The 24,892-nt window shown below is 48.1% G+C and carries 22 protein-coding genes; 15 read left to right on the top strand and 7 right to left on the bottom strand.

Annotation, left to right across the window (positions count from 1 at the left end; genetic code table 11):
- Nucleotides 1-27: 27 nt before the first annotated feature.
- A complete protein-coding gene (gene folP, locus FSB84_RS23805) occupies nucleotides 28-852 on the bottom strand; it encodes a dihydropteroate synthase (protein WP_130540352.1) in 825 nt (274 codons plus the stop codon).
- Between the two features lie 50 nt (nucleotides 853-902).
- Here folP and FSB84_RS23800 point away from each other — a divergent pair, with 50 nt between their 5' ends.
- The 4 genes from FSB84_RS23800 to FSB84_RS23785 are packed head-to-tail and all read left to right on the top strand — an operon-like array spanning nucleotide 903 to nucleotide 4,291.
- Complete coding sequence (locus tag FSB84_RS23800) at nucleotides 903-1,448, top strand: DUF1599 domain-containing protein (protein WP_130540351.1); 546 nt, start codon at nucleotides 903-905, stop codon at nucleotides 1,446-1,448.
- A 42-nt stretch (nucleotides 1,449-1,490) separates the two neighbouring features.
- Nucleotides 1,491-2,705: a BT_3928 family protein gene (locus FSB84_RS23795; RefSeq protein ID WP_130540350.1), complete on the top strand. Its 1,215-nt coding sequence runs from the start codon at nucleotides 1,491-1,493 to the stop codon at nucleotides 2,703-2,705.
- A gap of 54 nt (nucleotides 2,706-2,759) precedes the next feature.
- A complete protein-coding gene (locus FSB84_RS23790) occupies nucleotides 2,760-3,809 on the top strand; it encodes an ABC transporter permease (protein WP_130540349.1) in 1,050 nt (349 codons plus the stop codon).
- Between the two features lie 44 nt (nucleotides 3,810-3,853).
- Nucleotides 3,854-4,291 (top strand): hypothetical protein, encoded by a 438-nt coding sequence (locus FSB84_RS23785; protein WP_130540348.1) that lies wholly within the window; start codon nucleotides 3,854-3,856, stop codon nucleotides 4,289-4,291.
- A 104-nt stretch (nucleotides 4,292-4,395) separates the two neighbouring features.
- On the opposite strand, the gene FSB84_RS23780 is transcribed toward FSB84_RS23785, so the two are convergent.
- On the bottom strand, nucleotides 4,396-4,677 hold the full coding sequence (locus FSB84_RS23780; RefSeq protein ID WP_130540347.1) for a DUF721 domain-containing protein: 282 nt from the start codon (nucleotides 4,675-4,677) through the stop codon (nucleotides 4,396-4,398).
- Between the two features lie 31 nt (nucleotides 4,678-4,708).
- Nucleotides 4,709-5,872: a DNA replication/repair protein RecF gene (gene recF / locus FSB84_RS23775; RefSeq protein WP_225979876.1), complete on the bottom strand. Its 1,164-nt coding sequence runs from the start codon at nucleotides 5,870-5,872 to the stop codon at nucleotides 4,709-4,711.
- 55 nt (nucleotides 5,873-5,927) lie between these two features.
- On the opposite strand from recF, the gene pdhA reads away from it, so the two are divergent.
- The 5 genes from pdhA (at nucleotide 5,928) to FSB84_RS23750 (ending at nucleotide 11,584) form a co-directional block, all read left to right on the top strand.
- Nucleotides 5,928-6,923 (top strand): pyruvate dehydrogenase (acetyl-transferring) E1 component subunit alpha, encoded by a 996-nt coding sequence (pdhA, locus tag FSB84_RS23770; protein ID WP_130540346.1) that lies wholly within the window; start codon nucleotides 5,928-5,930, stop codon nucleotides 6,921-6,923.
- Nucleotides 6,924-6,961: 38 nt separating this feature from the next.
- Nucleotides 6,962-7,669 carry a tetratricopeptide repeat protein gene (locus tag FSB84_RS23765; protein ID WP_130540345.1) on the top strand — a complete coding sequence of 236 codons (708 nt, stop codon included), beginning with the start codon at nucleotides 6,962-6,964 and terminating at the stop codon, nucleotides 7,667-7,669.
- Nucleotides 7,670-7,680: 11 nt separating this feature from the next.
- Entirely contained in the window at nucleotides 7,681-8,181 is a 501-nt protein-coding gene (gene ribH / locus FSB84_RS23760) for a 6,7-dimethyl-8-ribityllumazine synthase (protein WP_130540344.1), read from the top strand.
- Nucleotide 8,182: 1 nt separating this feature from the next.
- Complete coding sequence (locus tag FSB84_RS23755) at nucleotides 8,183-8,902, top strand: (Fe-S)-binding protein (RefSeq protein ID WP_130540343.1); 720 nt, start codon at nucleotides 8,183-8,185, stop codon at nucleotides 8,900-8,902.
- 81 nt (nucleotides 8,903-8,983) lie between these two features.
- Nucleotides 8,984-11,584 carry a zinc-dependent metalloprotease gene (locus tag FSB84_RS23750; RefSeq protein ID WP_130540342.1) on the top strand — a complete coding sequence of 867 codons (2,601 nt, stop codon included), beginning with the start codon at nucleotides 8,984-8,986 and terminating at the stop codon, nucleotides 11,582-11,584.
- A gap of 67 nt (nucleotides 11,585-11,651) precedes the next feature.
- On the opposite strand, the gene FSB84_RS23745 is transcribed toward FSB84_RS23750, so the two are convergent.
- Entirely contained in the window at nucleotides 11,652-12,518 is an 867-nt protein-coding gene (locus tag FSB84_RS23745) for a helix-turn-helix domain-containing protein (RefSeq protein ID WP_130540341.1), read from the bottom strand.
- A 209-nt stretch (nucleotides 12,519-12,727) separates the two neighbouring features.
- On the opposite strand from FSB84_RS23745, the gene FSB84_RS23740 reads away from it, so the two are divergent.
- The 4 genes from FSB84_RS23740 to FSB84_RS23725 are packed head-to-tail and all read left to right on the top strand — an operon-like array spanning nucleotide 12,728 to nucleotide 19,750.
- Entirely contained in the window at nucleotides 12,728-15,847 is a 3,120-nt protein-coding gene (locus FSB84_RS23740) for a SusC/RagA family TonB-linked outer membrane protein (protein WP_130540340.1), read from the top strand.
- Nucleotides 15,848-15,859: 12 nt separating this feature from the next.
- The gene (locus tag FSB84_RS23735; protein ID WP_130540339.1) at nucleotides 15,860-17,491 is read left to right on the top strand and encodes a RagB/SusD family nutrient uptake outer membrane protein; all 1,632 of its coding nucleotides are present in this window, start codon (nucleotides 15,860-15,862) and stop codon (nucleotides 17,489-17,491) included.
- 27 nt (nucleotides 17,492-17,518) lie between these two features.
- A complete protein-coding gene (locus tag FSB84_RS23730) occupies nucleotides 17,519-18,547 on the top strand; it encodes an IPT/TIG domain-containing protein (RefSeq protein WP_130540338.1) in 1,029 nt (342 codons plus the stop codon).
- A gap of 21 nt (nucleotides 18,548-18,568) precedes the next feature.
- A complete protein-coding gene (locus FSB84_RS23725; RefSeq protein WP_130540337.1) occupies nucleotides 18,569-19,750 on the top strand; it encodes a glycoside hydrolase family 130 protein in 1,182 nt (393 codons plus the stop codon).
- Nucleotides 19,751-19,806: 56 nt separating this feature from the next.
- Here the strand turns inward: FSB84_RS23725 and FSB84_RS23720 are convergent, their stop codons facing one another.
- The 3 genes from FSB84_RS23720 to FSB84_RS23710 form a co-directional block, all read right to left on the bottom strand.
- Nucleotides 19,807-20,502, bottom strand: a complete 696-nt coding sequence (locus FSB84_RS23720) for a hypothetical protein (protein WP_130540336.1) — start codon at nucleotides 20,500-20,502, stop codon at nucleotides 19,807-19,809.
- A 100-nt stretch (nucleotides 20,503-20,602) separates the two neighbouring features.
- Nucleotides 20,603-20,977: an SMI1/KNR4 family protein gene (locus FSB84_RS23715; protein ID WP_130540335.1), complete on the bottom strand. Its 375-nt coding sequence runs from the start codon at nucleotides 20,975-20,977 to the stop codon at nucleotides 20,603-20,605.
- A 130-nt stretch (nucleotides 20,978-21,107) separates the two neighbouring features.
- The gene (locus FSB84_RS23710) at nucleotides 21,108-21,593 is read right to left on the bottom strand and encodes a hypothetical protein (protein ID WP_130540334.1); all 486 of its coding nucleotides are present in this window, start codon (nucleotides 21,591-21,593) and stop codon (nucleotides 21,108-21,110) included.
- 170 nt (nucleotides 21,594-21,763) lie between these two features.
- On the opposite strand from FSB84_RS23710, the gene rimO reads away from it, so the two are divergent.
- Both rimO and FSB84_RS23700 read left to right on the top strand, forming a co-directional pair.
- A complete protein-coding gene (rimO, locus tag FSB84_RS23705) occupies nucleotides 21,764-23,074 on the top strand; it encodes a 30S ribosomal protein S12 methylthiotransferase RimO (RefSeq protein ID WP_130540333.1) in 1,311 nt (436 codons plus the stop codon).
- A gap of 327 nt (nucleotides 23,075-23,401) precedes the next feature.
- Nucleotides 23,402-24,889 (top strand): aldehyde dehydrogenase (NADP(+)), encoded by a 1,488-nt coding sequence (locus FSB84_RS23700; RefSeq protein WP_130540332.1) that lies wholly within the window; start codon nucleotides 23,402-23,404, stop codon nucleotides 24,887-24,889.
- Nucleotides 24,890-24,892: the final 3 nt, after the last annotated feature.

Genomic DNA, 24,892 nt, shown 5'->3' with positions numbered 1-24,892 from the left:
GCTTTTTGATTATGGCGAATTCAGTTGTTACCCAACATACGCATCGTACAACTTCATTGCTTCTACCGCTTCCTTCACATCATGCACACGCAAAATACTTGCGCCATTCATCAATCCCATCGTATTAAGTACAGTGGTGCCATTCAACGCTTCAGCAGCTTTGATCTCCAGCGTTCTGTTGATCAGTCCTTTTCTTGAAATACCGAGCAACACCGGCTTGCCCAGTTCGCCGATTATTTTCAGATTGCGGATCAGTTCAAAATTATGTGCGTCCGTTTTTCCGAAACCGATTCCGGGATCGAGGATGATATCATTTATTCCTGCTCTCCGGCAGACTTCCATTTTCTGAATGAAATAATCCAGCACTTCGCGGGTCACATCTTCGTATAAGGGATCCTGTTGCATATTATCAGGCGTTCCCTGCATATGCATCGCGATATAAGGAACGCATAACCGACCAACCGTTGTGATCATCTCATCGTCCATATCCCCGCTGCTGATATCGTTCACAATGGCAGCGCCGGCTTTTACAGCGGCTTCCGCCACTTTCGCATAATAGGTATCGATGGAAATGTTAACATCAGGGAAAGCTTTTACAATGGCTTCAATGGCCGGCACCACGCGGTCTGTCTCTTCCTGGGCAGAGATCCGCTCGCTTCCGGGACGGGTTGATTGTCCGCCAATATCCAGCATCCCCGCGCCATCCTGTAACATACGCTCCGCCTGCTGTACGGCCGTATCTGCCGTAACACGGCTTCCACTAAAGAAGGAATCCGGCGTTACATTGATGATGCCCATCACCACAGGTTTATCCAATATCAGCATCCTGCCTGAACAATTCAGTGTAAACATTTGTACTTTGTTACTTATTTTTAGGCCCTAAAGGTACCATCATTCTTACTATGACGAATCAGCAATACGACGAGGTAGTTCAATCCTGCAAAGATATCTTTCTGAAAAAGGCAAGTGATTACGGCACCAGTTGGCGCGTGCTGCGGCCCATCAGCATCATGGACCAGATCTTCATCAAGGCCCAGCGCATCCGCACCATCCAGGAAACCAAGACCAATAAAGTAGGGGAGGATATCACCGGCGAATTCATGGCCATGGTGAATTACGGCATTATCGGGCTGATCCAGATGGATAAGAAAGACGCCACCGTGGAAGACCTTCCCGTTACTGAAGTAGAAAGACTGTACAACCAGAAGATCGGTTTCGTAAAGAATGTAATGGAAGCCAAGAACCACGATTACGGTGAAGCATGGCGTTCACTCAGCCAGGAAAGCCTGGTAGACCTCATCCTGGTGAAGCTCATCCGCATCCGCCAGATCCTTCAGAACGATGGCAAAACCATCATCAGCGAAGGCATCGACGCCAATTATGTAGACATTATCAACTATTCCATCTTTGCGCTCATCCTCATCAGAGAGGGTAAGCACCAGGGATAAATCCAAATAATCCGACCCTCATCACTGAAAATTTTCACAGCAATGAAAACCTTCCTGAACATTTCGCGCATTATCGTAGGCGTTCTATTCATTTTCTCAGGACTTGTAAAAGCCAATGATCCGCTCGGCCTCAGCTATAAAATGCAGGAGTTCTTCGAGATCTGGAACATGCACTGGCTCAACAATTACACCCTCACATTCTCCATCCTCATGATCACTTTCGAGATCATCGCAGGTGTGGCAGTACTGGTGGGCTACAAAATGCGACTCTTCAGCTGGTTGCTCCTGCTGCTCATCATCTTCTTTACTTTCCTTACCGGTTATGCGCTTTTCTCCGGAAAAGTGCGCGAATGCGGCTGCTTCGGCGATTGCATTCCCCTCACAGCAGACCAGAGCTTCATGAAAGATATCTTCCTGCTGGTGCTCATTATCCCCATCTTCCTTTATAGTAATCGCATCAAACCCGCGCTCAGCGTGAGGAACAGCATACTGATCCTTTTCTTCTCCACTGTGCTCACCATTGCGTTGCAATGGTTTGTGCTGCTGCATCTGCCGGTGGTGGATTGTCTGCCTTACAAGATCGGCAACAATATCCCCGCGAACATGAAAGCGCCTGCCGGCTCCATCCCCGACAGCACCGTGATCAATTTTGTATATAAGAAAGATGGAAAAGAAGTGGAATTCACCGCCGAATCATTCCCCGATGATTTCGATGACAGCATCTATACTTTCGTGAAACGATATGATAAAGTAGTGCGCAAAGGAAATGCATCTCCAAAGATCAAAGACTTCGCCCTCAAAACCTACTGGGGTAACGATACAACCGATGCTTTACTTGCTGAAGACAGGTACCAGCTCTATCTCTTTGTAAAGAACGATTACAAACATGGCAACTGGCCGGGCATCATGAACATCGTGATCACTACTGCGAGAAATAAACAGATAGAACCATTCCTCGTTACCAGCATTCCTTTCGAAACGCTCAGAGAGAACCCGCTGAAAGTGTTCACCCAGATGACCCCGCTTGCCTGTGATGCCGTTGCTATCAAAACCGCCGCCAGGGCCAATCCAACCCTGATGCTGGTGAAGAATGGCAATATCCTCGGCAAATGGGCTTACTCAGACCTGGAACGCGCCGTGAAAGTATTGCAGGAACTGCCCGCTCAACCCGGACAGCCTGCCGATACCCAGACCTATGAGCCGATTCCGGATAGCCTGCAGCAAAGCAGCACTCCGAAATTCTCTACATCTGAATAGGCCAGGTTTTGCGGACCGGTCCGTATTGCTTAGCTTCAACCATCAACTGCAATCATGATCAAATACATTACCAGGCGGATCTTCTATGGTATCCTCGTGATGCTCGGCGTGGTAGTGGTAGTATTCTTCCTGTTCCAGGGTTTCGGAGATCCCAGTCGATTGATCATGGGGCAGCGCGCCGATGCCGCCACCCAGGAGAATATCCGCAAGGAACTGTACCTGGATCAACCCAAATACAAACAATTCTTTTTATACCTCAATGATATTTCGCCCATCGCCATTCACACCAGGGCTGATATTGAAAAGAAGCAACTCAGGGGATTTTTTATAGGTGGTGAAACGAAGGTCGGCGTGAAAGTGCCGTATCTCCGGCGCTCTTATCAAACCAAGAAAGATGTGTGGACGCTTTTGATGGAAGCCCTTCCAGGAACCATCATCCTGGCGATTGCGGCCATGATCATCGCAATTGCATTGGGCATTCCACTGGGCATACTCGCTGCCGTGAAGAAGAACACCTGGATGGACACCAGTGCTGTATTTACCAGTGTGCTGGGTATTTCAGCGCCTTCATTTTTCATGGGCATCGTTGTGGCTTACATTTTTGGATTTTTATTGAGCGATGTAACCGGTCTGCATATGACCGGGAGCTGGTTCGATATCGATGAAACAACAGGGGAGCGGTACTGGAGCATGCAGAACCTGATACTGCCGGCGTTTACATTGGGCATCCGCCCGCTGGCCATCATCACACAGCTCACCCGCAGCTCCATGCTGGACGTACTAACGCAGGACTATATCCGAACTGCATACGCAAAAGGACTAAGTAAAAGAATTGTGATCTGGCGTCATGCGCTCCGCAATGCGCTCAATCCTGTGATCACGGCCATAACCGGCTGGTTTGCGGAACTGCTGGCCGGCGCTTTTTTTGTGGAATATATCTTCGGCTGGAAAGGGATCGGGAAAGTAACGGTGGATGCATTGGAAAAACTGGATTTCCCGGTGGTGATGGGATCAGTACTGATTTCTTCTTTTTTCTTTATTGTAATTGGGATTCTGGCAGACCTGTTGTATGGAATTGTTGATCCTAGGGTGAAGACCCAATAATTCGTTATTGCCAGGTGTTTACATTGATACCTATATGATTCGAAATGAATAAGTTCCTTTTGATATTATTTTATTCTTTTATTAGCTGTGCGTCTTTAGCGCAGTCTGGTGTAAATGAATACAAAAAAATGATTGACTCTGCTATTATAATGCAGCCGGCTCAGTTAGAAGGAAATGTCTATTTGATCGATCAAAATAATCAACCTTACATTTTAGAATCTGACAAAAGTGAACAAAAATTTAAGTCAATTTCAATTGAAGCAAAAGAAAATAGAAAGTTGATAAAACGTGGGATTAGAGTATGGAAAATTTTGCCAGTCTTAGTTAAGAATCAATTGCTGATTACTATAGTGGACTTTTATGTTTCATATCGAAGAAAAAATTATAGTTTCTTAAATGGTGGTGGTGCCAAAATCAAGTTTGAATACTCTTGTGAAGAGAACCAATGGGTTTTAATTGAATCTAATTGGTCGGGCATATAAAATTTATGAAACTTCAAATTTTCAATGATAATTATCCCGACAATTTGCCAACCAACCAGTTGTAGTGAAGGAGTCTGCGGAAGAGAATTCATGAGGCAGGTGGATTACCTGATCACCACCTCCCGCACGGTATATTCACCAAGCAATTCATTCACTCTTGTTTTGATCTGATCTTTCTGGTAAAGTAATTCCTGCTTGAGGGGGGCAACTGTAGTATTGATATAAAGTGTGGTTCCGTGAATCTCGATCTTCTCGGTGTACTTGGCGATCGTCTTGCCCATGATCTGTTCCCATACATCTTCGATCTGTAATGCCTGAATGGAGCCTTTGATCCTGCTGCGGTTCAGGAAATGTTTCATGGCATCGCCCATAGAATATTCACCCATACGTACTGCTTATGCACCAAAGGTAAACAACTTATTCTGCTTCCTGTAATGAAATTACCTGGTATTGCTGCTTCAATGCATCGAAGTGATTGCGGATGCGCTCTTCATGTGTGTCCGTGAGAAAAATCTGTCCATCATTCTGCACACAGACCCAGGCGAGCAGATTGTGCATGCGCTGTTCATCCAGTTTTTCAAAAACATCGTCCAGCAACAGGAGAGGAGCGAAGCCCTTGTGTTTTTTCAGCAGCTCAAATTCCGCCAGCTTCATAGCAAAGAGCAAACTCTTTCTCTGTCCCTGTGAAGCAAGATTCTTGAAAGCCTGCTGCTTCAGCATGATATCGAGATCATCTTTGTGCACGCCGGCGTTTGTACGTTGCAGTAATACATCTTTTTGTCGCATCCTTTGCAACAATTGCGGGAAGGATTCTTTTAATAACTGGCTTTCATATTCCAGTTCCAGTTCTTCATCGGTAGCTGCGATCTGTTTGTAAAAATTCTTTACAGCCGGGATCAACTCGGCTAAGAATTCTTTTCGTTTGCTGAAAATATATTCGCCGAACTGGATGAGTTGCTGATCATATACATCCAGGAGACTTGTATCACGTATATTTTTTTCCGCCATGGATTTGAGGAAGCCATTGCGTTGCTGGAGTACACGGTTGTAATCGATGAGCTGCTGGAGGTAGCGGGCATCCAGCTGGGAGAGGAGGGCGTCTGTGAAACGTCTTCTTTCTTCGCTGCCTTCCATGATGATGCGGATATCATCGGGGGCGATGATCACGCAGGGGTAGCGGCCCACATGGCGGGCGAATTTCTCGTAGAGTTCCCCTTCGAGATAAAATTCCTTTTTTCCATTTTCCCGGAGGATGCAGACCGCCTCTTCCTTGCGGCCCTGCAGTTCCATATTGGCCACAAGGCGAAAACCGGAGCTCCCGTGCTGCACATGGGAGTTGTCTGACCTTCCAAAATAACTTTTGGTAAAACAGCAATAATAGATGGCATCCAGGAGGTTGGTCTTGCCCACACCGTTCCGGCCGCAGATTCCTACGATCCTTTCCGAGAAGTCAAACTCTCTGTGGGTATAGTTCTTGAACTGTACCAGCGATATGGAGTGGAGAAACAACAATGGATCAAAATTACTGTACAGGTTATCAACCTTTAAGCGTTTTCTGCGAAGGATTAAACCGAATTGCAAATATTGCCCTTTTTTCCCTTTATCCCCTTATCTTTGCCCCTCAAATTTTTGTACTGTGGCCACTAAATTCTCAAAAGAAACTTACCTGTACTGGTACGAGCTGATGCAACTGATCCGTCAGTTTGAGCTGACTGCCGAGGAAAAATACAAGATGGAAGGCAAGATCCGTGGTTTTTTCCATGCCTACGTAGGCCAGGAAGCCATCGCCGCCGGTTGTATGACCGCTACCCGTCAGGAAGACCCCTTCGTTACCGCTTACCGTGATCATGGACTGGGCCTCGCCAAAGGCATGAGCCCCGAATCCTGCATGGCTGAACTCTATGGAAAAGCTACCGGATGCTCTAAAGGTAAAGGTGGCAGTATGCACTTCTTCGGCAAGAATGAGTACTTCTTTGGCGGACACGGTATCGTGGGCGCACAGATCGGTACAGGTGCAGGACTGGCTTTTGCTGAAAAATACAAGGGCACAGACAATGTTTGCCTGACCTATTTTGGCGACGGCGCCGCACGTCAGGGTATGCTCCATGAAGTGTTCAACATGGCAATGACCTGGAAGCTCCCTGTGATCTTCATTTGTGAGAATAACCACTATGCAATGGGTACCTCCGTTGAGCGCACCTCCAACATCGTGGACATCTATAAACTGGCAGATGCTTATGAAATGCCTGCTGATTCAGTGGATGGCATGAGCGCAGAAGCCGTACATGAAGCCGTTTCCCGCGCAGTGAAAAGAGCACGCGAAGGAGATGGTCCAACCCTGTTGGAGATCAAGACCTATCGTTATAAAGGTCACTCTATCTCTGACCCTCAGAAATACCGCACCAAGGAAGAAGTGGAAGAATACAAACAGCGCGATCCGATCAGCCTGGTAAAAGCCACCATCCTGAAAAATAAATTCGCTACTGAAGCAGACCTGGAAGCCATCGACAAACGCGTGGCCGAGAAAGTGGATGCATCCGTGAAATTTGCCGAGGAATCTCCATGGCCGGATGACAGCGAAGTTCTGAAAGATATCGTATTACAACCCGATTATCCATTCATCATGGACTAATCTGCTTATTAAACAACCTTAAACACAACTCTTGCCAAATGGCTACAGAAGTAAAGCAAACCGAACAAGCAACAGCGCCAGTACAAAAATCTGCTGAAGACAGATTTGCCAATACCTTCGAAGGGTTCTGGCAGAAGAACGGCAAAAAAGTATCCATCGGAATACTGGTGGTTGTACTGGTCGTAGCCGGATATTTTGCTTACATTAATTTCGTGAAAGCGCCTGAGAACGTGAAAGCCGGCAATGCCATGTGGAAAGCCGAATCCAGTTTCAGGAACGATTCTTTCGCACTCGCGCTCAATGGCGACGGTTCCGCTGCCAATCCTGGTTTCCTCAAAGTGATCAGCAAATACAGCGGCACTAAATCTGCCAACCTCGCTAAATTCTATGCAGGCGCCTGCTATCTCCAGACCGGGGATTTCAACAACGCCGTTAAATACCTGAACGATTATTCCTCCACTTCAGAAGTACTGAACGTAAGAGTGTATGGCCTTCTCGGCGATGCTTACTCTGAACTGGGAAAGAAAGATCAGGCTGTAGAGAATTACAAAAAAGCCGGCAAAGCTTTTGCAGATGATACTTTCAATTCATCTGAATACCTTTACCGTGCAGCCGTGCTGCTGGCCGATCAGAACAAGACCGCAGATGCCATCGCTCTCCTGAAGGAGATCAAAAAGAACTTCCCGATGACGCCACGCGGTGTTGAGGCAGACAAGTTCATGGCCAAACTCGGTGAGACAAAATAGAACCATTCAATATGGCAGAAGTAAGCAACAGCAAGTTATTTCAAATAGATACGGGCATTCTTCAAAAGGATGCCTGTATTGTTATTGTGAAGACCGAATGGAATGCCACTGTTGTGGATGAGCTTGAAAAGGGCGCCATCCGCGTTTTGAATGAACAGGGCATTACCGATATCCGCACTGTTGTGGTGCCCGGCGCTTTCGAGATCCCCTTCGGTGTGAAAGCCTACTGGGATAACAATAAGCACAAGAGCAACCGCCCCTGCGCCGTTATCACATTCGGTTGTGTACTCCGTGGAGATACGCCGCATTTCGAATATGTTTGTCGCGCTGTTACTGACGGCGTGCTGCAACTCAATCTGCAACTGCCCGTTCCCGTTATCTTCGGAGTACTTACGGTAGACAACCAGTTGCAGGCCGATGAACGCATCGGAGGCCGCCATGGCCACAAAGGAGAAGAAGCGGCTATCACCGCTGTGAAAATGATCGCGCTGAACAACTCTTTCAAACAGTAAAATGAAGGTTCAACTCTTTATACCCTGCTTCATAGATCAGCTCTATCCGCAAACCGCTTTCAATATGTTGAAGGTTTTGCAAAAAGCAGGTTGTACTGTTGAATACAATTCCAATCAGACCTGCTGCGGCCAGCCCGCATTCAATGCAGGTTTCTGGGACGATGCCAAGGAAGTCTGCACCAAATTCCTCAAAGACTTTGACGGAGCAGATTATGTAGTGGCACCCAGCGCTTCCTGCACCGGCTTCGTTCGTAATTACTATCCGAAACTCTTCGATAATTCTTCTTATCACAATGATGTGAAAGCCCTCCGTGACCGGACTTTCGAGTTCTCCGAGTTCCTGGTGAACGTACTGAAGATCGATAACCTGGGAGCGAAACTGGACCTCAAAGCCACTTATCATGATTCCTGCGCCGGTCTTCGCGAATGCAAGATCAAGGAAGAGCCCCGCAAATTATTGGGAAATGTCAAGGGGCTGGAACTGGTGGAGATGAAAGATGTGGAAACCTGCTGCGGTTTCGGCGGAACTTTCGCAGTGAAATTCGAGCCTATCTCCATCGGAATGGCAGATCAGAAAGTAAGCAATGCCCGCGAAAGCGGCGCCCAGTGCATCATTTCAACCGACCATAGCTGTCTCATGCACCTGGACGGATACATCCGTCACAAGGGACTCCCCATGCAAACCATGCATATCGCCGACGTACTCGCCAGCGGCTGGTAATTCCGTTTAGCCATTTATCAAATTGTTCCTCATGCTTGAGGTTATGTTTGTATATTCAGTGGCACTAAAACGGCATTTATCATGAAAAAACTCCTATTAGTATTTCTGTTATCGGGACCGGTGCTGCTTGTGAGCTATGCACAGGACAAAGGCAAAGCCCCAGCTCCCGGTGCAGCAGCAGACACCGCCAAACCCAAAAAACCAGCCGGCATCACAGATAAGGTGAAGACAAGCCGTAAAGTAGATGGCCTTTTCACCATCTACCAGGATACTGCCACCGGCAGCGTGCAGTTGTACATTAAAAAGAACCAGCTCGGAAAGGATTATATCTATCAAAGCTTCTCCGTGAATGGACCTACCACACTCTTCCTTAACCAGGGTATGCACCGCACCACCTTCGTGTTCAAAGTGGAGAAAGCATTTGATAAACTGGAGTTCTCGCAGGTAAATACCAACTTCTACTACGATCCCGCAGATGCTGTGAGCAAAACCTGGAACGTAGACAAACCCGAAGCCGTTTTCCATGTAGAGAAAGTGAATGGTGAAGATGCTGATGGTTACCTGGTGAATGCAGACGGTCTCTTCATCAGTGAAAAAATGGACGCTGTAAAACCGAACTTCGGACCCAGTCCATTTGCCGCGATGATGTTCAACCTCGGTGGACTGAACCCCGCCAAATCTAAATACCACGCCATCCGTTCTTTCCCCAATAACACAGATATTGTGGTGGACATGGCTTATGATAATCCCATGATCTCTGCGCAGAGCGGTCCGGACATTACGGATGGCCGTTATGTTCGCGTTCGCATGCAGCATACGCTCATCGAGATGCCGCAGAACGATTACAAACCAAGATTGGATGATCCACGCGTTGGTTATTTTACCGAGAACGTGACCAATCTCACTACTATCAGTCCAACTCCATACAAGGATCTGATCCATCGCTGGAACCTGAAGAAGAAAGATCCCAATGCAGCCGTGAGCGAACCTGTTCAACCACTCATTTACTGGGTGGAGAACACTACGCCTGTTGAATACCGTGAAGCCATTGTTGAAGCAGGACATAAATGGAACGAAGCTTTCGAGAAAGCAGGCTTCAAAAATGCAGTACAGATGAAGATCATGCCTGATGATGCCACCTGGAACCCTGACGATATCCGTTATAACGTGATCCGTTGGGTAGCCAGTGCACAACCGAGCTACGGCGCTATCGGGCCCAGCTTCGTGAATCCGAGAACAGGGGAGATCCTTGGCGCGGACATCACCATCGAGTGGGCTTCCGGAAGCGGCACCATCAACCAGGATGAGCTCTTCAAAGCTGGTCCTTCCATGATGATGGTGAAAGATCTCTTCGCCAAAGAAGAGGAAGTAGAAATGCATGTGCCAGGTATGAAACACAATCACCTCGCTACCTGTACGCTGGCGCAGGAACTGAAAGCTCAGTTCATTGCCGGCACCACCATGCTGGACGCTGCCGATGCTTCTCCTGCTGAATTGCGCGAGATGCACAAACAGTTCCTCACTTACCTGGTGATGCACGAGATGGGTCACACCCTCGGTCTCAACCACAACATGAAAGCATCACAGATGCTGAGCCCGGCTGAGATCAACAACACTGCCATCACCCGCAAGATCGGAACCATGGGCTCCGTGATGGATTACCCTGCCGTGAACATCGCAGCAGACAAATCCAAACAGGGCGATTACTATACTACCAAAGCTGGTCCTTACGATATCTGGGCTATCGAGTACGGCTATGCGGAATTCTCACCTGCTGAAGAAGCAGATGGTCTGAAGAAGATCCTCAGCCGCAGTACCGATCCGCAACTCACTTTCGGTAATGATGGAGACGATATGCGCGCTCCCGGTAAGGCCATCGATCCCCGTGTGAACATCATGGATCATACCAATGATGCCATCGCTTATGCTGAGGATCGCTTCAAGATCGTGAACAATACGATCCCCAAGCTGGTTGGCAAATACAGTAAAAATGGTCAATCCTATGCCGAGCTAAGATCCCGTTATGGCAACCTCATTGCGCAAAGGATGAACATGATCTCTGCCGTGAGCCGTTATATTGGTGGTGTGTATGTAGACAGGAGCTTCCCTGAGCAGAAATCTGCTACCAAACCATTTACACCCGTTCCACTGGCAACACAGAAGAAAGCGATGGAAGTGCTGACCAAATATGCGTTCGCGCCCAATGCTTTCGATGCCGATGCACAGGTGTATCCTTATCTGCAGATGCAGCGTCGTGGATTCAACCAACCCCAGGCTGGTGAAGACTTCCGCGCTACCGCCAATGTGCTGCAGATGCAGGCCAACGGCGCTCTGGCGCATATCCTGCACCCCAACACTTTGCAGCGTATCACCAACAGCCGCCTGTACGGAAACGACTACAGCGTTGCCGATGTTTTTAACGATCTTCAAAAAGGGATCTTCAATGCAGACATCGCCACTAACGTGAATGTATATCGTCAGTACCTGCAGGGAATTTTTGTTCGTGCGCTGGGCAGCATGCTGGATTCGAAAGAATTTGATGATGTGTCAAAGGCTGCAGCCCTCAACACACTCAAAAAGATCAAGACTCAACTGGCAACAGCCGTTTCTACCAATGAAGAAACAAAAGCGCACAGAGCTGCGTTGCTGTTCAATATCAATAAGGCGCTTGATCCAAAATAAGAGCAGTTTGATTTTTTATATTGATGAAGAAGGCCGCAGTGATGCGGCCTTCTCTTTGTATAATGGATCAGATAAACACCCTCTTCTCATACGTATAATTCTCCCTGAACTCCTTCGGAGTACATCCTTTCTTTTTCTTGAACAACCTGTTGAAATTGGAGATATTATTGAACCCGCAATGATAAGCCACTTCGGCAATCGATCTGTTGGTATCTATCAATAACCTGGAAGCATGACCCAGCCTGATCTCCAGCAGGCTATCGATAAAATTCATTCCTGTCTGCGCCTTGAAGAACCTGCTGAAGGAGACCTTGGTCATATTGGCGAGTTTGGCCGCATCGGATAGCTGAACTGATTTATCGAAGTTCTGATTGATGTATTCGATCACTCTTTCAACTCTTCTGCTGCTATGACTGGGTTGCACCTGAGCAAAAGCTGCATCAGAGATCAGGCGGGCATTGCGCGATACAGACAGATCATGCAGGATGCTCATCAGTTCCATCACGGAGTCGAAGCCCTGCCGCGTTTGCAGGTCTTTCAACCGGCCGCTGAGCGCCTGTGCTGTTTCGCGGGAAAAGAGGATGCCGCATTTGGAACGCTCGAACATCTCGCGGATAAAATGGAGCTGGTTCCTGCGTAGCATCTTTTCATCGAAGAGGTCTTTATGGAACTGGACCGTGATCTCATGGATCTCTGTACTCTCACACTTGTGGTTCTTCCAGGCATGCGGCAGGTTGGAGCCTACCAGTACGAGATCGATATCATCTATCTCTTCCATAACGCTCCCGACTATACGACGGGCGCCTTTGGCGTTGATCACCAGGTTAAGTTCAAGCTCTTCGTGATAATGAAGGGGGAAGTTGAACTCTGATTTGGTTCGGGTGAAGATGGTGAAGCAATCACTCGAGGTGAGAGGGGTTATCTCCTTGAGCATATCCTACTTAAAATGAGTTAAATAAATACAATCTCACTTGCGGGAATCCGCATCAATCCAAATCAATATTACGCAATCTTATTCATAGCTATATGCATTGTCTGATAAATCGCCAGGAGAAAATGCTCTGATAAAGTACAAAAGGAGGATAATAAAGTACTATTCGTATGAGGGTATAAGATATACTTTTGGTCAAACGATATTGCTTTATGAGAAAAAAGTTTTTCTTTAACCTCCTGTTGCTTGTACTTGCCGGGATTCAGTGCCTGGCGCAGGCAAAACCCATTGCCGGCACCGTTACCAACGAAACCGGGGAACCGCTTTCCAATGCTACGGTAAGCATCAGAAAAACCAGCCTTGTAACCAAAACAAATGCACAGGGTAAGTTCTTCCTCGAAGTTCCCGCAGGCGCTACCACGCTGGTAGTGACCTATGTGGGAATGGACAGTGCAATCGTTCCAATCACCAACGCTGCTGTATACACGATACAACTGAAGCCCCTGGCTTCCTCGCTTTCCGACGTGATTGTAGTGGGATATGGGTCCGTTAAGAAATCAGATCTCACCGGATCTGTTCAAAGGATCAGCAGGGAAGACCTGATCCGCGATAACCCCGGTAATGTACTGCAGGCCATGCAGGGCAAGCTCGCCGGTGTGAATGTAACGCAGAACGATGGCGCGCCCGGTGCAGGTCTCAGTATTCGCATCCGCGGCAGCAATTCCGTTCTGGGCGGCACCGAACCACTCTACGTGATCGATGGCGTTCCTTTCAACAACAGCAGCAGTGGCTCTACACCTTCAGCGATTGGTGAAGATGAAAAGCAAAGTCTCAATGCGCTGGCATTCCTCAATCCCGCGGATATTGAATCGATCGATGTGCTGAAAGATGCTTCCGCCACCGCCATCTACGGCTCACGCGGCGCCAACGGTGTGGTGCTGATCACCACCAGGAAAGGGAAAGTGGGAAGAGATAAAGTAGAAGTGCTCGCCAATGTAGGCGTTGCTGAAGTGACCAAAAAACTGAAGATGTTGTCGCCTCTCGAATATGCGAAATTCCAGAACCTTTCCTATGCCAATGCCAGGAAATACGAAGGCGCCACATTCAACGATCCCTATCCCGATCTTTCAAAGTTCGAGAATGATCATACGGACTGGCAGAACTCGATCTTCAGAAAAGGCTTTCAGCAGCAATACACCGCCAATATCTCCGGCGCCAATGAGAACGGAAACCATAGTATCTCCTTCAATTATATGGACCAGGAAGGTATCATTCAAAACTCGGGCTATCGCAAGATGGGTCTGAATCTCAACCTTAACAGGAACCTGGGCAGGATCTTCCGTATCGGTACCAGTACTGCTGTATCCAATGGCATTACACGGGGGGTGAAAACGGGCACGGATAAATCCGATGCCGCCAGTGCCGGCGTGATCAGGGCCGCACTCACTTATCCCACCACCATTTCCACCATCGAAGAATATGATGGATCAGGGGAGGGGTACTTCATTACTAACCCTGTCATCTATACGAATGATGTGCTCAACAAGGTAAATGCCCTGAACATCTTCTCTTCCAATTTCCTCGAGATCAACCTCACCAAAGACCTGAAATTCCGCCAGAACCTGGGCTTCAACTATGGCGGTAATACCAGGGACCAGTATTATCCCCGGACTGTATACGAAGGTTTTAGCGCCAGGGGATGGGGATTGAAATCGGATAATCTCTGGACCAGCGTGATTACAGAAAGCATCATCAATTATGCAAAAAGCTTCGGTGAGCATTCGCTGAATTTCATGGGCGCTGCTACTTATGAAAAAACATCAGGACAGTGGAAGCGTGCGGAAGCCAAGGATTTCCCCAACGATCAGCTGGAAAATGAGAACTTCAAAGCCGCAGCGCTGATCATGCCGGTCACGAATAACCGATACAGCTCTGCGCTGGTTTCCTTCCTGGGCAGGATCAATTATTCACTGCTCGATAAGTACCTTCTCACTGCATCCATTCGCCGTGACGGTTCCAGTAAATTCGGGAAGACCAATAAATGGGCCAATTTCCCTTCAGCAGCATTTGCCTGGAAAATACACAGGGAAGATTTCATGAAAGAGGTTTCATGGATCAATGAACTGGGGCTTCGCGTGAGTTATGGACAAACAGGCAACCAGGGTATTGGCGCTTATTCTTCGCTTGCCAAACTGGCTGTGTACAATTATCCTTTCGACGGAACACAATATACCGGCCTTGCAGATGATGTATACGCCGGCCCCGCCAATGATTCACTCATCTGGGAAACCACTACCGCCTATAACCTGGGTGTGGACCTGGGTTTGCTCGATGGCAGGATCAATTTCCATGCAGACGCATATTACAAAAAGACGAAAGACCTTTTACAATACATCACCACTGCGCCTTCCACCAGTTTCGAAAGACAACTGCGCAACTCAGGCACCGTGGAGAACAAAGGCATTGAACTGGCGCTGGACGCAAGACTTGTAAGTAATAAGCAATTCGAATGGAAGGCCGCCGCCAATATCGCTTTCAACAGGAACAAGATACTTGAACTGGGCAGCGGGCTCAAGGAACAATTTGCAGCCAATATCTCTACCGGAGACGCGCCATTCATTCAACGTGTTGGCTTGCCTATCGGCGCGCTGTACGGCTATGTTGAAGATGGTTTCTTTGATAATGAAGCGGAAGTACGCAACTCACCGCTCTACACCGGAAATGATAACAGCATCATCAGAAGAATGATCGGTGAGGTAAAATACCGCAACCTCGATAAAGACCCCAGCTCCATTTCCGTTTCCGATCAAACTGTCATCGGCGATGTAAATCCCAATTACACTTTCGGGATCACCAACAATTTCCGTTATCAGAATTTCGATTTGTCCATTTTCGTGAATGGCGTGCAGGGCAACGACGTCATCAATATGAATACCCGCTTCAACGATAATTTCGGAGCAGGCAAAAATGTAACGGAAGATATGCTCAACGGCGCCTGGGTGGAAGGGAAGGATAATTCCAAAGCCACCGGCCCAAAAGCCATGCGCCAGTTCTGGAGGAATATGCTCTTCACCCGCCGGTTCATTGAAGACGGCAGTTTCGTTCGCGTAAAGAATGTGACCATCGGCTATAATTTCCCGCAAAACATGATCAGGAATATCCGCAATATCCGTCTTGCTTTCGGCGTGAACAATCTCTTCACATTCACCGATTACAGCGGCTTCGATCCTGAAGTGAACAGCTATGGCGACAATCCCGCCATGTTTGGTGTAGACCTCGGCGGCTATCCCAACTCCCGTACTTACTCACTCAGTCTGCGTTGCAGTTTCTAAAACATTACTATCATGAATAACAATATTTCTCATTATATCAATAAAGCCTGCAGGATCCTGGTAATTCCGGCCGCCCTGCTTTCTCTGGGCTCCTGTACAAAAGCGCTGGAAGAAACTCCTTACTCATTCTATTCTCCCGGGAATTTCTACAAGAACGAAAGCGATGCGAAGATTGCGATGAACGGTGTTTACAGCGCACTCAACACCTGGGAAATGTATCAGCAGCCATTCTGGAACCTGACGGTTCTTGATGATGATCATGTTTCCGGGGCCGACTGGTTCCTGGGTACATCAGGAGCCGGAAACCCGCAGGGATACTGGGGTGTGGACGGACCATGGGTAGGTTGTTATACCATCATCGGCAGAGCCAATACCGTTCTCGAAAATGTTGGAAAACTGGAAACGGATATCGATGCTGAGATCAAGCAACGCATACTGGGTGAATGCTATTTCCTTCGCGGCTGGGCCTATTTCCAACTGGTACAACTCTATGGCGGAGTGCCCATCAGAACAATGACACTCTCCGAGGATCCCGAAAGGAACAGGCCACGTGCATCCGTAGAAGAGGTATACGCAGCCATCATCGCAGATTTCAAAAAAGCTGAGACGATGTTATTCCCGGCAGGTCATGCCAAGGCCGGAGAGCTTGGTCGCGTTACACGCGGACTGGCCAAAGGCATGCTGGCCAAAACCTATCTCACGATGGCATCCGGTGCCGCAACAGGCAATGTGAGCGTTCGGGGAGGGCAGGACAATGGCTACTATACCTATGCGAAAAATATCGTTGCCGGTTATGAGAATATCGACAGCAAACATTATGCAGAACTGGCAAGGGATAAGGCGATGGAGCTGATCCTGGATAATGAATACTCGCTCTACGACAGCTGGAAAGAATTATGGGCGAAGGGAAGCCGCAACAGGCGCGAGCATATGTGGGAGGTACAATCCATGACTGGTACGGCTTTCATGAACAACCTGCATAATTATTTCTCTGCTTTGTCTACTTTCGGCCGTGGCGCCACCTGGTTCACAAACCATCACTACCTCGATTATGAAGATGCTGATCTTCGCGTACTCGATGGCGTTGTACACAATTATGCCACCAATACCGGCACCAAATATTTCTATCCTTCCTGGCAGGCAGCCATCTACAAAACAATTAATGGAGTGACCTACAATAATAACGGTACTACAGATGATCGCGCCTATGTGATCAAATATGCAGATGTTTCGGATCCCACACTGGCCAACAGCGACGCTTATTTTCCGCTGATGCGCTATTCTGAGATCTACCTGATCTACGCAGAAGCAGCCAATGAAGCCAACGACGGACCTACCACCGAAGCTTATACGTACCTGAAAAAGGTGAGAGACAGGGCTCATGCTACTGAAGCTCCCGCAGGAATGGACAAAGAACAGTTCCGCAGCTTCGTGATCGCGGAACGTGCGCGCGAGTTTGCACTGGAAGGAGTGCGCCGTTTTGATCTCATGCGCTGGGGCATCTATCTCCAGGTGATGAACAAGATCGGTACAGGTCAGAACAATATCTCCAAGGTAAGGGCGCCAAGGAATTTACTGCTGCCCATACCATTGAGTGAGATCAATTCAAATCAGTCGATCCCCGGAAATAATCCCGGCTGGTAATTCATACTTCATTTCAAATTGCCTCATATGAAAAAACAGATCAAATCGATATACCTGCTGATGGCACCTGTACTGTTATTACTGGCAGTTAGTTGCAAGAAAAGCAAATCAGTGGATGCGCTACCGCCAAAGATCACCGGCGTTACCAATCTTACCGACAGGAACAATCAGCTCCCTGCAACAGATTATGGCACCTGGATCATGATCAAGGGACAGCATCTTTCCGGTACACAATCGGTAGTGTTCAACACCGTTGCTGCTGCCGATTCCCTGATCTGGTCTGACGATACCAGTGTAACTGTGAAGATCCCGGCAATACTGCCACATCCATCCGAGAACCCCATCACCGTTACCACGCCATTTGGCTCAGATACTTACCAGTATACCATTTTGCAGCCCGCACCGGTGATCTATTCCTTCGATCCGGTAGGAGGGGTGGCCGATGATGAAGTAACCATCAAAGGCGACTATTTCGGAGGCGTATCTGAAGTAAGGTTCGATAATACACCTGCGCAGATCCTTTCATCCACCAAAAGCGAGATCAAGGTGAAAGTTCCGGCGGGCGTGCAGTTGGGCTATATCTATGTTACAACGGCCAGCGGTACCGTCAAATCAGGATTGATCTTCGGTTACGCTTATATGGTATTTGATGAAGCAGCGGCAGCTACCTGGTACAATAGTTCTTTCGGCGGCACTTTCGTATTGAACAATGCCACGCCGGTAAGAAGTGGAAGCAATTCCGTCAAATGTACCTGGAATGCCTGGGGTGCTTTCCGCATCTCCAAAAATGCGCCCACACTGAGCACGGCTGGTTATACAGGTATCAAGTTCTCCATTTACGTTGGGCAGAATTCCATCGGCAAAAAAGTGAAAGTATCTGCCAGCGGCAACGAAACAGCAGGCTATACACTTACCATCAATGAAGCGGACAAATGGCTCGATTTCCAGATCCCGTTCACCAATCTCGGAAACCCTGCCACATTGACCAATATCATCATCAAAGAATTCTCCGGCGCTGCACGGGAAGTATACCTGGACGATATCGGATTGTATTAAAAAAATAGAAAAGAATAACAGATGAATTTCGATTTGAGATTGAAGCGCTTGAAGGAGGAACATGCATCACTGATCAAAAGGCCCAATATACCTGAGGAAACCGGCAATGGTGTTTTTGTTCGATACAGACATCCCGTGCTCACAGCGGAGCACACGCCACTGTATTGGCGGTACGATCTCAACCCAGGCACCAATCCTTTTCTCATGGAAAGGTTTGGTATCAATGCCGTATTCAATGCGGGAGCCATTAAGTTGGATGATAAATATGTGATGGTGGCAAGGGTGGAAGGGGCCGACAGGAAATCTTTTTTCGCCGTGGCGGAAAGCGAAAACGGAACAGACAATTTCGTGTTCCGTCAATATCCCATACAGATGCCGGCGCTGCCGGATGGAGACATCAATCTCTACGATATCCGCCTGGTGCAACATGAAGACGGCTGGATCTACGGCATCTTCTGCACCGAGAAACGTGATCCCAATGCAGCTCCAGGAGATCAGAGCAGCGCCATTGCACAATGCGGTATTGCCAGAACAAAGGACCTGACGGATTGGGAGCGGTTGCCCAACCTGGTAACAGGATCACCCCAGCAGCGCAATGTGGTGCTGCATCCTGAATTCGTGAATGGTCAATACGCTTTTTATACAAGGCCGCAGGATGGATTCATCGAAGCAGGCAATGGAGGCGGGATCGGTTTTGGTTTGTGCAGCAATATCGAAAATGCTGTGATCACAGAAGAATGGGTGATCGATCCGAAAAGATATCATACCATCTATGAAGCGAAGAACGGGCTCGGTCCGGCTCCGATCAAAACGGAAAAGGGCTGGCTGCATATGGCCCATGGCGTGAGGAATACGGCTGCTGGTCTCCGTTATACACTCTATCTTTTCCTCACCGATCTGCATGATCTCACGAAACTGATAGCGAAACCTGCCGGTTATTTCATGGCGCCGGAAGGAGATGAACGTACCGGCGATGTATCGAATGTATTATTCTGTAATGGCTGGATCGCCGATGAAGATGGAAAGGTGTTCATCTATTATGCATCTTCCGATACACGCATGCATGTGGCAGTTTCTACTGTGGAGCAGTTGCTGGATTATGTGCTGCACACGGCTCCTGATGAATTCAACTCGGCGGCTTCAGCAAGCAGGGTGAAACAGATTGCAGAGGCGAATCTTGCAAGGGTTACACAATTACAATAAATCAGAGTGCCGGCAGTCACTCGCCGGGAGGCGGGCAACTGCCGGCATTCCGTATTCTAATAAGTTCGTATGCCGGTCCATACACCGCTTTCTGTTAAATCACCCGTACTGTTCTGCCAGGTGCCGGCCACATCGTTCTTTACAAATTTCCCTTCGAAAGTGGCGCCGTTGTTCAGTCCCCCGGTAATGGTCTGATCAGCTTTCACGATACCGTTTGCAATAGTTGTAGTACCTGCTGTTTTCACCAGGCCTGTCAATTCATGTTTCCGTACAATGAGGTTCCAGGTGCCCTGCTGACTACCGGTGAAAGTTCCTTCATAACATCTCACCAGCGCATCGGACCTTTCCTTGAAGAGGATGATGCTGGCGCCGGGATGTGCTTCAATAGTCAATCCTGAGATGGTTGGTGTGCTTCCATCGCCATAAACCATAAAATTGAATGAACTGTTACTGTTCCTGAATAGCAGGGAAGTTGGTTTGTTCAATTCTAAGATCCCTACAGCAGTGAAATGGTATAAGGCGCCATCGATGCGGGCCGTTGCGAAAACATTATCGTTCTCGTTTCTTAGACTGATCACGATGATACCGGTAGAACCGGTGAACACTCCCTTGTACAATCCATAATTGCTGGTATTGTGTTGCGGCCTGGCGGTGAGTGGCGCAGCGGATACATTACCTTTGTTTTCTTTTGAGCATTGGAAAAACAAACAGGCAGACAGGCAAAACAGCGCAGTCAGTAAAACTGATCTCATGAATTTTGTTTTGATTCGGAATGATTGGAAGGCGGGGAGGATGCGAATGTAACCAGTTAAACGATTGTCCGATACCTGAAAGCAGTCAAACTTTGTGGAATCAGTAAAGCATAGCCAAAAATTCCTCCATAGAACCGGCAACTTTGCTGGCATACAGATCATAATCGAAAACAATGATCTGGCCTTTGTTGTGATCGCCGATCCCGATACAGATCATCGGACTCCCCAAAGTTTCTGCAAACTGAAGGATTTGTTCGCCGGCAAAATCAGCATCATCTGCGAGCGCCAGCCAGCCGGCCTGCATCTCATCCACCGTCAGAAACTGATGGAGGGTATTCTCCTGTTCAAACTCATCAGAGATCCGCAGGAACCTGTTTTTGCCAATGTTGATCGGAGGAGGATCGATAATGATGGCTTTCAGTGAATCCGGAATACTTGTTTTGATAGTTGCTTCCAACAACTGAACCTCATTCATGTTAATTATTTTAGGGATAGATGGAGGGTACTGGCGTAGCAACTAAAGTTAAAGGATCATACCTTAAATAAAAAGGAAAGGGTGCTGTTTGCACAACACCCTTCGAATGATTTTTTTTCAATAGCTAAATCTAAAAGGTATACCTGATGGCCAGTCCAAACCATCCGCCTTCAAAATAGGAATAACCTACAAGGTTGAACGAAGGTTGCCAGTCGAGGCTAAGGTTTATCGGAGCTTCCTTGATCTTGTAATCAAGACCCAGAACACCATCAACGCCGAATTGAACCCCATTGTCTCGGTTTGGGTAACGGTCTTTCCACTCATTGTTCCAGGCGCCGATATGCGCACCGCCACCTACATACCATTTCAGTCCGGGAGCATTGTTGATATCGCCGTGGTATTCGTATAAACCGGTGAGGCGGAAACCGTATCTCCAGAATGAAAGCAATCCTTCGAGAGCTGCATCATCCTTGATAAAATGTTTCAATGTGATGGCGCCGGGGTAGAATTTCACACCCAATGCCGTCTTGTAATCTGAACCCAGCGCCTGCGCTTTAGCAGAAGAACCCATTCCTACCACAAACGCCAGGGCTAACACAACCGATAACTTTTTCATACTTTGATTGTTTAATGATGAATGCTTCTAAAAAACTATGCCAAACCTGCCTGAAACCGTCAATCATCAGTTAAATCCATAAAAGTCAATAATATGGATCCCCAAAATCCGCGGTAAATATAATAGGTTCGGCGCATATTTTAAATGTAGTTACCTTTGCGCCCACAGGTATGAAAACAAGAACAAGAAAACAGGACAAGGTAAATATCATTACCCTCGGCTGCAGCAAGAACATGGTAGACAGTGAAGTACTGAGCGGACAACTACTGGCCAACGAGATCGATGTGGTGCATGAAAACCAGAAAAAAGACCACAATATCGTGATCGTGAATACCTGTGGCTTTATAGACAAGGCCAAGGAAGAATCCATCAATACCATCCTGGACCAGGTTGAGCTCAAACGTAAAGGAAAACTTGATAAGGTTTATGTAACCGGCTGCCTGAGTGAGCGTTACAAAAATAATCTCGAGACCGAAATTCCCGAAGTGGACGCCTATTTCGGAACCATGGAGCTCCCACTGATCCTGAAACAATTCGAGGCAGACTACAAGGCCGAACTGATCGGCGAACGCCTTCTGGCCACTCCTAAACATTACGCTTACCTCAAAATATCCGAAGGCTGTAACCGCACCTGCAGTTTCTGCGCCATCCCGCTCATGCGTGGCAAACACGTGAGCCGCACCATGGAAGACCTGGTGAAGGAAGCCGGGAAACTCGTTAGCATGGGCGTGAAAGAGGTGATGCTGATTGCACAGGAACTCACTTATTACGGATTGGATATTTATAAGAAGCGCAGCCTGAATGATCTTCTGCATCGCCTGGCCGATGTAAAAGGACTGGAATGGATCCGCCTCCATTACGCATATCCATCCAAGTTCCCTCTCGAGATCCTGGATGCAATGCGTCAGCGTGATAATATCTGTAATTACCTCGACATGCCCCTGCAGCATGCCAGCGACAATATGCTCAAAGCCATGCGCCGCCAGATCACCAAGTCGGAAATGGACGAGCTGATACACGCGATCCGCGAAACCGTTCCCGGCATTCACCTGCGCACCACTCTCATCACCGGCTTCCCCGGCGAAACCCGCGATGATGTGGAAACCGTGAAATCATTCCTGCAACAACACAGGTTCGACAGGGTAGGGATCTTCACCTATTCTCATGAAGAGAATACTTCCGCCTACGATCTGGAAGACACGATCCCGGCTGAAGAAAAAGAAGCGCGCGCACAGGAGATCATGGAAGTGCAGCAGGAGATCAGCTTCGAAAAGAACCAGGAAAAGATCGGGCAAACCTTCAAGACCCTCATCGATAAAAAAGAATCAGGCCGCTATCTGGGAAGGACAGAATTCGACAGTGTGGAAGTGGACAATGAAGTGATCATCCAGACGAATAAGAAACTGACGATAGGCGAGTTTGTGAATGTGAAGATCACGAAGGCATATGATTATGATCTGGAAGGAGAGATTGTTCCTTGATAATGCTGCATAATTTATAACAAGCCTGGCGGAGATGCCGGGCTTTTTTTATGGCGGTACTTCGCAAAGGGAAATGAAACGCCGGCTGTAAAACATACCGCCGCGGGAGGATATTTATCGGGCTGTGGTGAGGAGAGATGGGGCTTAGGTATTTCTATTGACTGTTGCGCTTATGTTTTGAAGGCCGGCTTATTCATTTCACCTTTGCTCAGAATGGCCGATATGCGAGAGTTTGATGATGAGTAACAGCCGCAGCCTGTGATAAAACATTAATGCCGGATAACGCGTACATTGCAGGTACATTTTTTCATTTTTCAATTCCTTTGTATGCCATATCCTGATGCCTCACTGGAAGCTATCGATACCATCTGCAATAATGCATGGATGGCATTTCATGAGTTTCGTTTGATGAGTCTGAAGCGGCGTGCTGACTTTATGCGCGCTATTGCAAGGCGACTGGATAATGCTGATGCGGCATTGCTGAAAACGGCCATGGAAGAAACGCATCTGCCTGAGGCGAGATTGAGATCTGAGAAAACTCGTACCGTATTTCAGCTTACCAGCTATGCAGCGGCCTGCGAGCGCGGTGCATGGCTGGATGCAAGGATAGATACAACTCATACTGATAAGAATACTGTGATCCCTGATCTGAGGAAAACGCTTACACCGCTTGGTCCGGTGGTGGTTTTCGGAGCCAGTAATTTCCCTTTCGCTTATAGTACGGCAGGAGGTGATACTGCTTGCGCTTTTGCTGCCGGTTGCCCGGTGATCGTGAAAGGGCATCCTGCGCATGCCGCCACTTCACAGATGGTGGCAGATATCATCCTTGAAGCAGCCCGCGAAACAAATATGCCTGAACATGTCTTTGCGCATGTGCATGGCAGTTCCTTCGAAGTGGGGAAGGCCCTGGTGGAACATCCGCGCGTGAAAGCTGTTGGCTTCACAGGTTCTTTTGCTGGTGGGAAGCAGCTTTGGGACTGGGCCAATGCAAGGCCCGAGCCCATTCCTGTTTTCTCGGAAATGGGAAGCATCAATCCTGTTTTTCTTTTTCCTGAAAAACTGAAAAACGCAACAAAGGAGATTGCGGAGATGTATGCGGCATCCGTTACTACCAGTGTTGGGCAATTCTGCACCAATCCCGGACTGATCGTGGGAGTGGAAAGCAAGGAACTGGACCAGTTCATCGAATTACTCGGCGAAGGCATCGCCCAAACACCCCCTGCAGCCATGCTGCACCCGGGCATTGCCAAAGCCTATGCAGAGAAGCGTCAGACTGCACTCTCCCAGCAATCAGTAACCGAAGTGGCAGAAAGCCGCAATACATCAGAAGGCGCCCAGGGCATTGCCACCATCGCTACTGCACCGGCATCGGCCTTTCTAAGCAATCCCGTACTGCATCAGGAAGTTTTTGGTCCTTACTCGATTGTAGTAAGATGTGCCGATCTAACGGAGATGCACCTGCTGGTTTTGAAACTGGAAGGTCAGCTTACTGCATCACTGATGGCAACGGAGCAGGACATCCTGCATAATCCCGCATTGGTGGAATCCATAAAAAATATTGCAGGAAGATTCATCATGAATGGTGTGCCTACAGGCGTTACCGTTGCACTTAGTATGCAGCACGGCGGACCTTTCCCTGCAACTACAGACAGCCGCTTTTCCGCTGTGGGCGCGGATGGCATCAAAAGATTCGCCAGACCCGTTTGCTACCAGGGCTGGCCGGACAGCCTGCTGCCCGATGAACTGAAGAACGCCAATCCACTCGGCATCTGGAGAACCGTGAACGATGTTCTTACAAGAGAGGCCATTCAATAGTCC

The organism is Pseudobacter ginsenosidimutans, assembly GCF_007970185.1.
GTDB lineage: Bacteria > Bacteroidota > Bacteroidia > Chitinophagales > Chitinophagaceae > Pseudobacter > Pseudobacter ginsenosidimutans.
The sequence above is the reverse complement of the archived record's forward strand: the minus strand, read 5'-3'. Positions and strand labels throughout refer to the sequence as shown.

What these genes read in the sequence shown, in the direction of transcription:
- folP (WP_130540352.1), bottom strand. Translation starts at nt 852, where the DNA reads ATGTTTACACTGAATTGTTCAGGCAGGATGCTGATATTGGATAAACCT.
- FSB84_RS23800 (WP_130540351.1), top strand. Translation starts at nt 903, where the DNA reads ATGACGAATCAGCAATACGACGAGGTAGTTCAATCCTGCAAAGATATC.
- FSB84_RS23795 (WP_130540350.1), top strand. Translation starts at nt 1,491, where the DNA reads ATGAAAACCTTCCTGAACATTTCGCGCATTATCGTAGGCGTTCTATTC.
- FSB84_RS23790 (WP_130540349.1), top strand. Translation starts at nt 2,760, where the DNA reads ATGATCAAATACATTACCAGGCGGATCTTCTATGGTATCCTCGTGATG.
- FSB84_RS23785 (WP_130540348.1), top strand. Translation starts at nt 3,854, where the DNA reads ATGAATAAGTTCCTTTTGATATTATTTTATTCTTTTATTAGCTGTGCG.
- FSB84_RS23780 (WP_130540347.1), bottom strand. Translation starts at nt 4,677, where the DNA reads ATGGGTGAATATTCTATGGGCGATGCCATGAAACATTTCCTGAACCGC.
- FSB84_RS23765 (WP_130540345.1), top strand. Translation starts at nt 6,962, where the DNA reads ATGGCTACAGAAGTAAAGCAAACCGAACAAGCAACAGCGCCAGTACAA.
- ribH (WP_130540344.1), top strand. Translation starts at nt 7,681, where the DNA reads ATGGCAGAAGTAAGCAACAGCAAGTTATTTCAAATAGATACGGGCATT.
- FSB84_RS23755 (WP_130540343.1), top strand. Translation starts at nt 8,183, where the DNA reads ATGAAGGTTCAACTCTTTATACCCTGCTTCATAGATCAGCTCTATCCG.
- FSB84_RS23750 (WP_130540342.1), top strand. Translation starts at nt 8,984, where the DNA reads ATGAAAAAACTCCTATTAGTATTTCTGTTATCGGGACCGGTGCTGCTT.
- FSB84_RS23745 (WP_130540341.1), bottom strand. Translation starts at nt 12,518, where the DNA reads ATGCTCAAGGAGATAACCCCTCTCACCTCGAGTGATTGCTTCACCATC.
- FSB84_RS23740 (WP_130540340.1), top strand. Translation starts at nt 12,728, where the DNA reads ATGAGAAAAAAGTTTTTCTTTAACCTCCTGTTGCTTGTACTTGCCGGG.
- FSB84_RS23735 (WP_130540339.1), top strand. Translation starts at nt 15,860, where the DNA reads ATGAATAACAATATTTCTCATTATATCAATAAAGCCTGCAGGATCCTG.
- FSB84_RS23730 (WP_130540338.1), top strand. Translation starts at nt 17,519, where the DNA reads ATGAAAAAACAGATCAAATCGATATACCTGCTGATGGCACCTGTACTG.
- FSB84_RS23725 (WP_130540337.1), top strand. Translation starts at nt 18,569, where the DNA reads ATGAATTTCGATTTGAGATTGAAGCGCTTGAAGGAGGAACATGCATCA.
- FSB84_RS23720 (WP_130540336.1), bottom strand. Translation starts at nt 20,502, where the DNA reads ATGAGATCAGTTTTACTGACTGCGCTGTTTTGCCTGTCTGCCTGTTTG.
- FSB84_RS23715 (WP_130540335.1), bottom strand. Translation starts at nt 20,977, where the DNA reads ATGAATGAGGTTCAGTTGTTGGAAGCAACTATCAAAACAAGTATTCCG.
- FSB84_RS23710 (WP_130540334.1), bottom strand. Translation starts at nt 21,593, where the DNA reads ATGAAAAAGTTATCGGTTGTGTTAGCCCTGGCGTTTGTGGTAGGAATG.
- rimO (WP_130540333.1), top strand. Translation starts at nt 21,764, where the DNA reads ATGAAAACAAGAACAAGAAAACAGGACAAGGTAAATATCATTACCCTC.
- FSB84_RS23700 (WP_130540332.1), top strand. Translation starts at nt 23,402, where the DNA reads ATGCCATATCCTGATGCCTCACTGGAAGCTATCGATACCATCTGCAAT.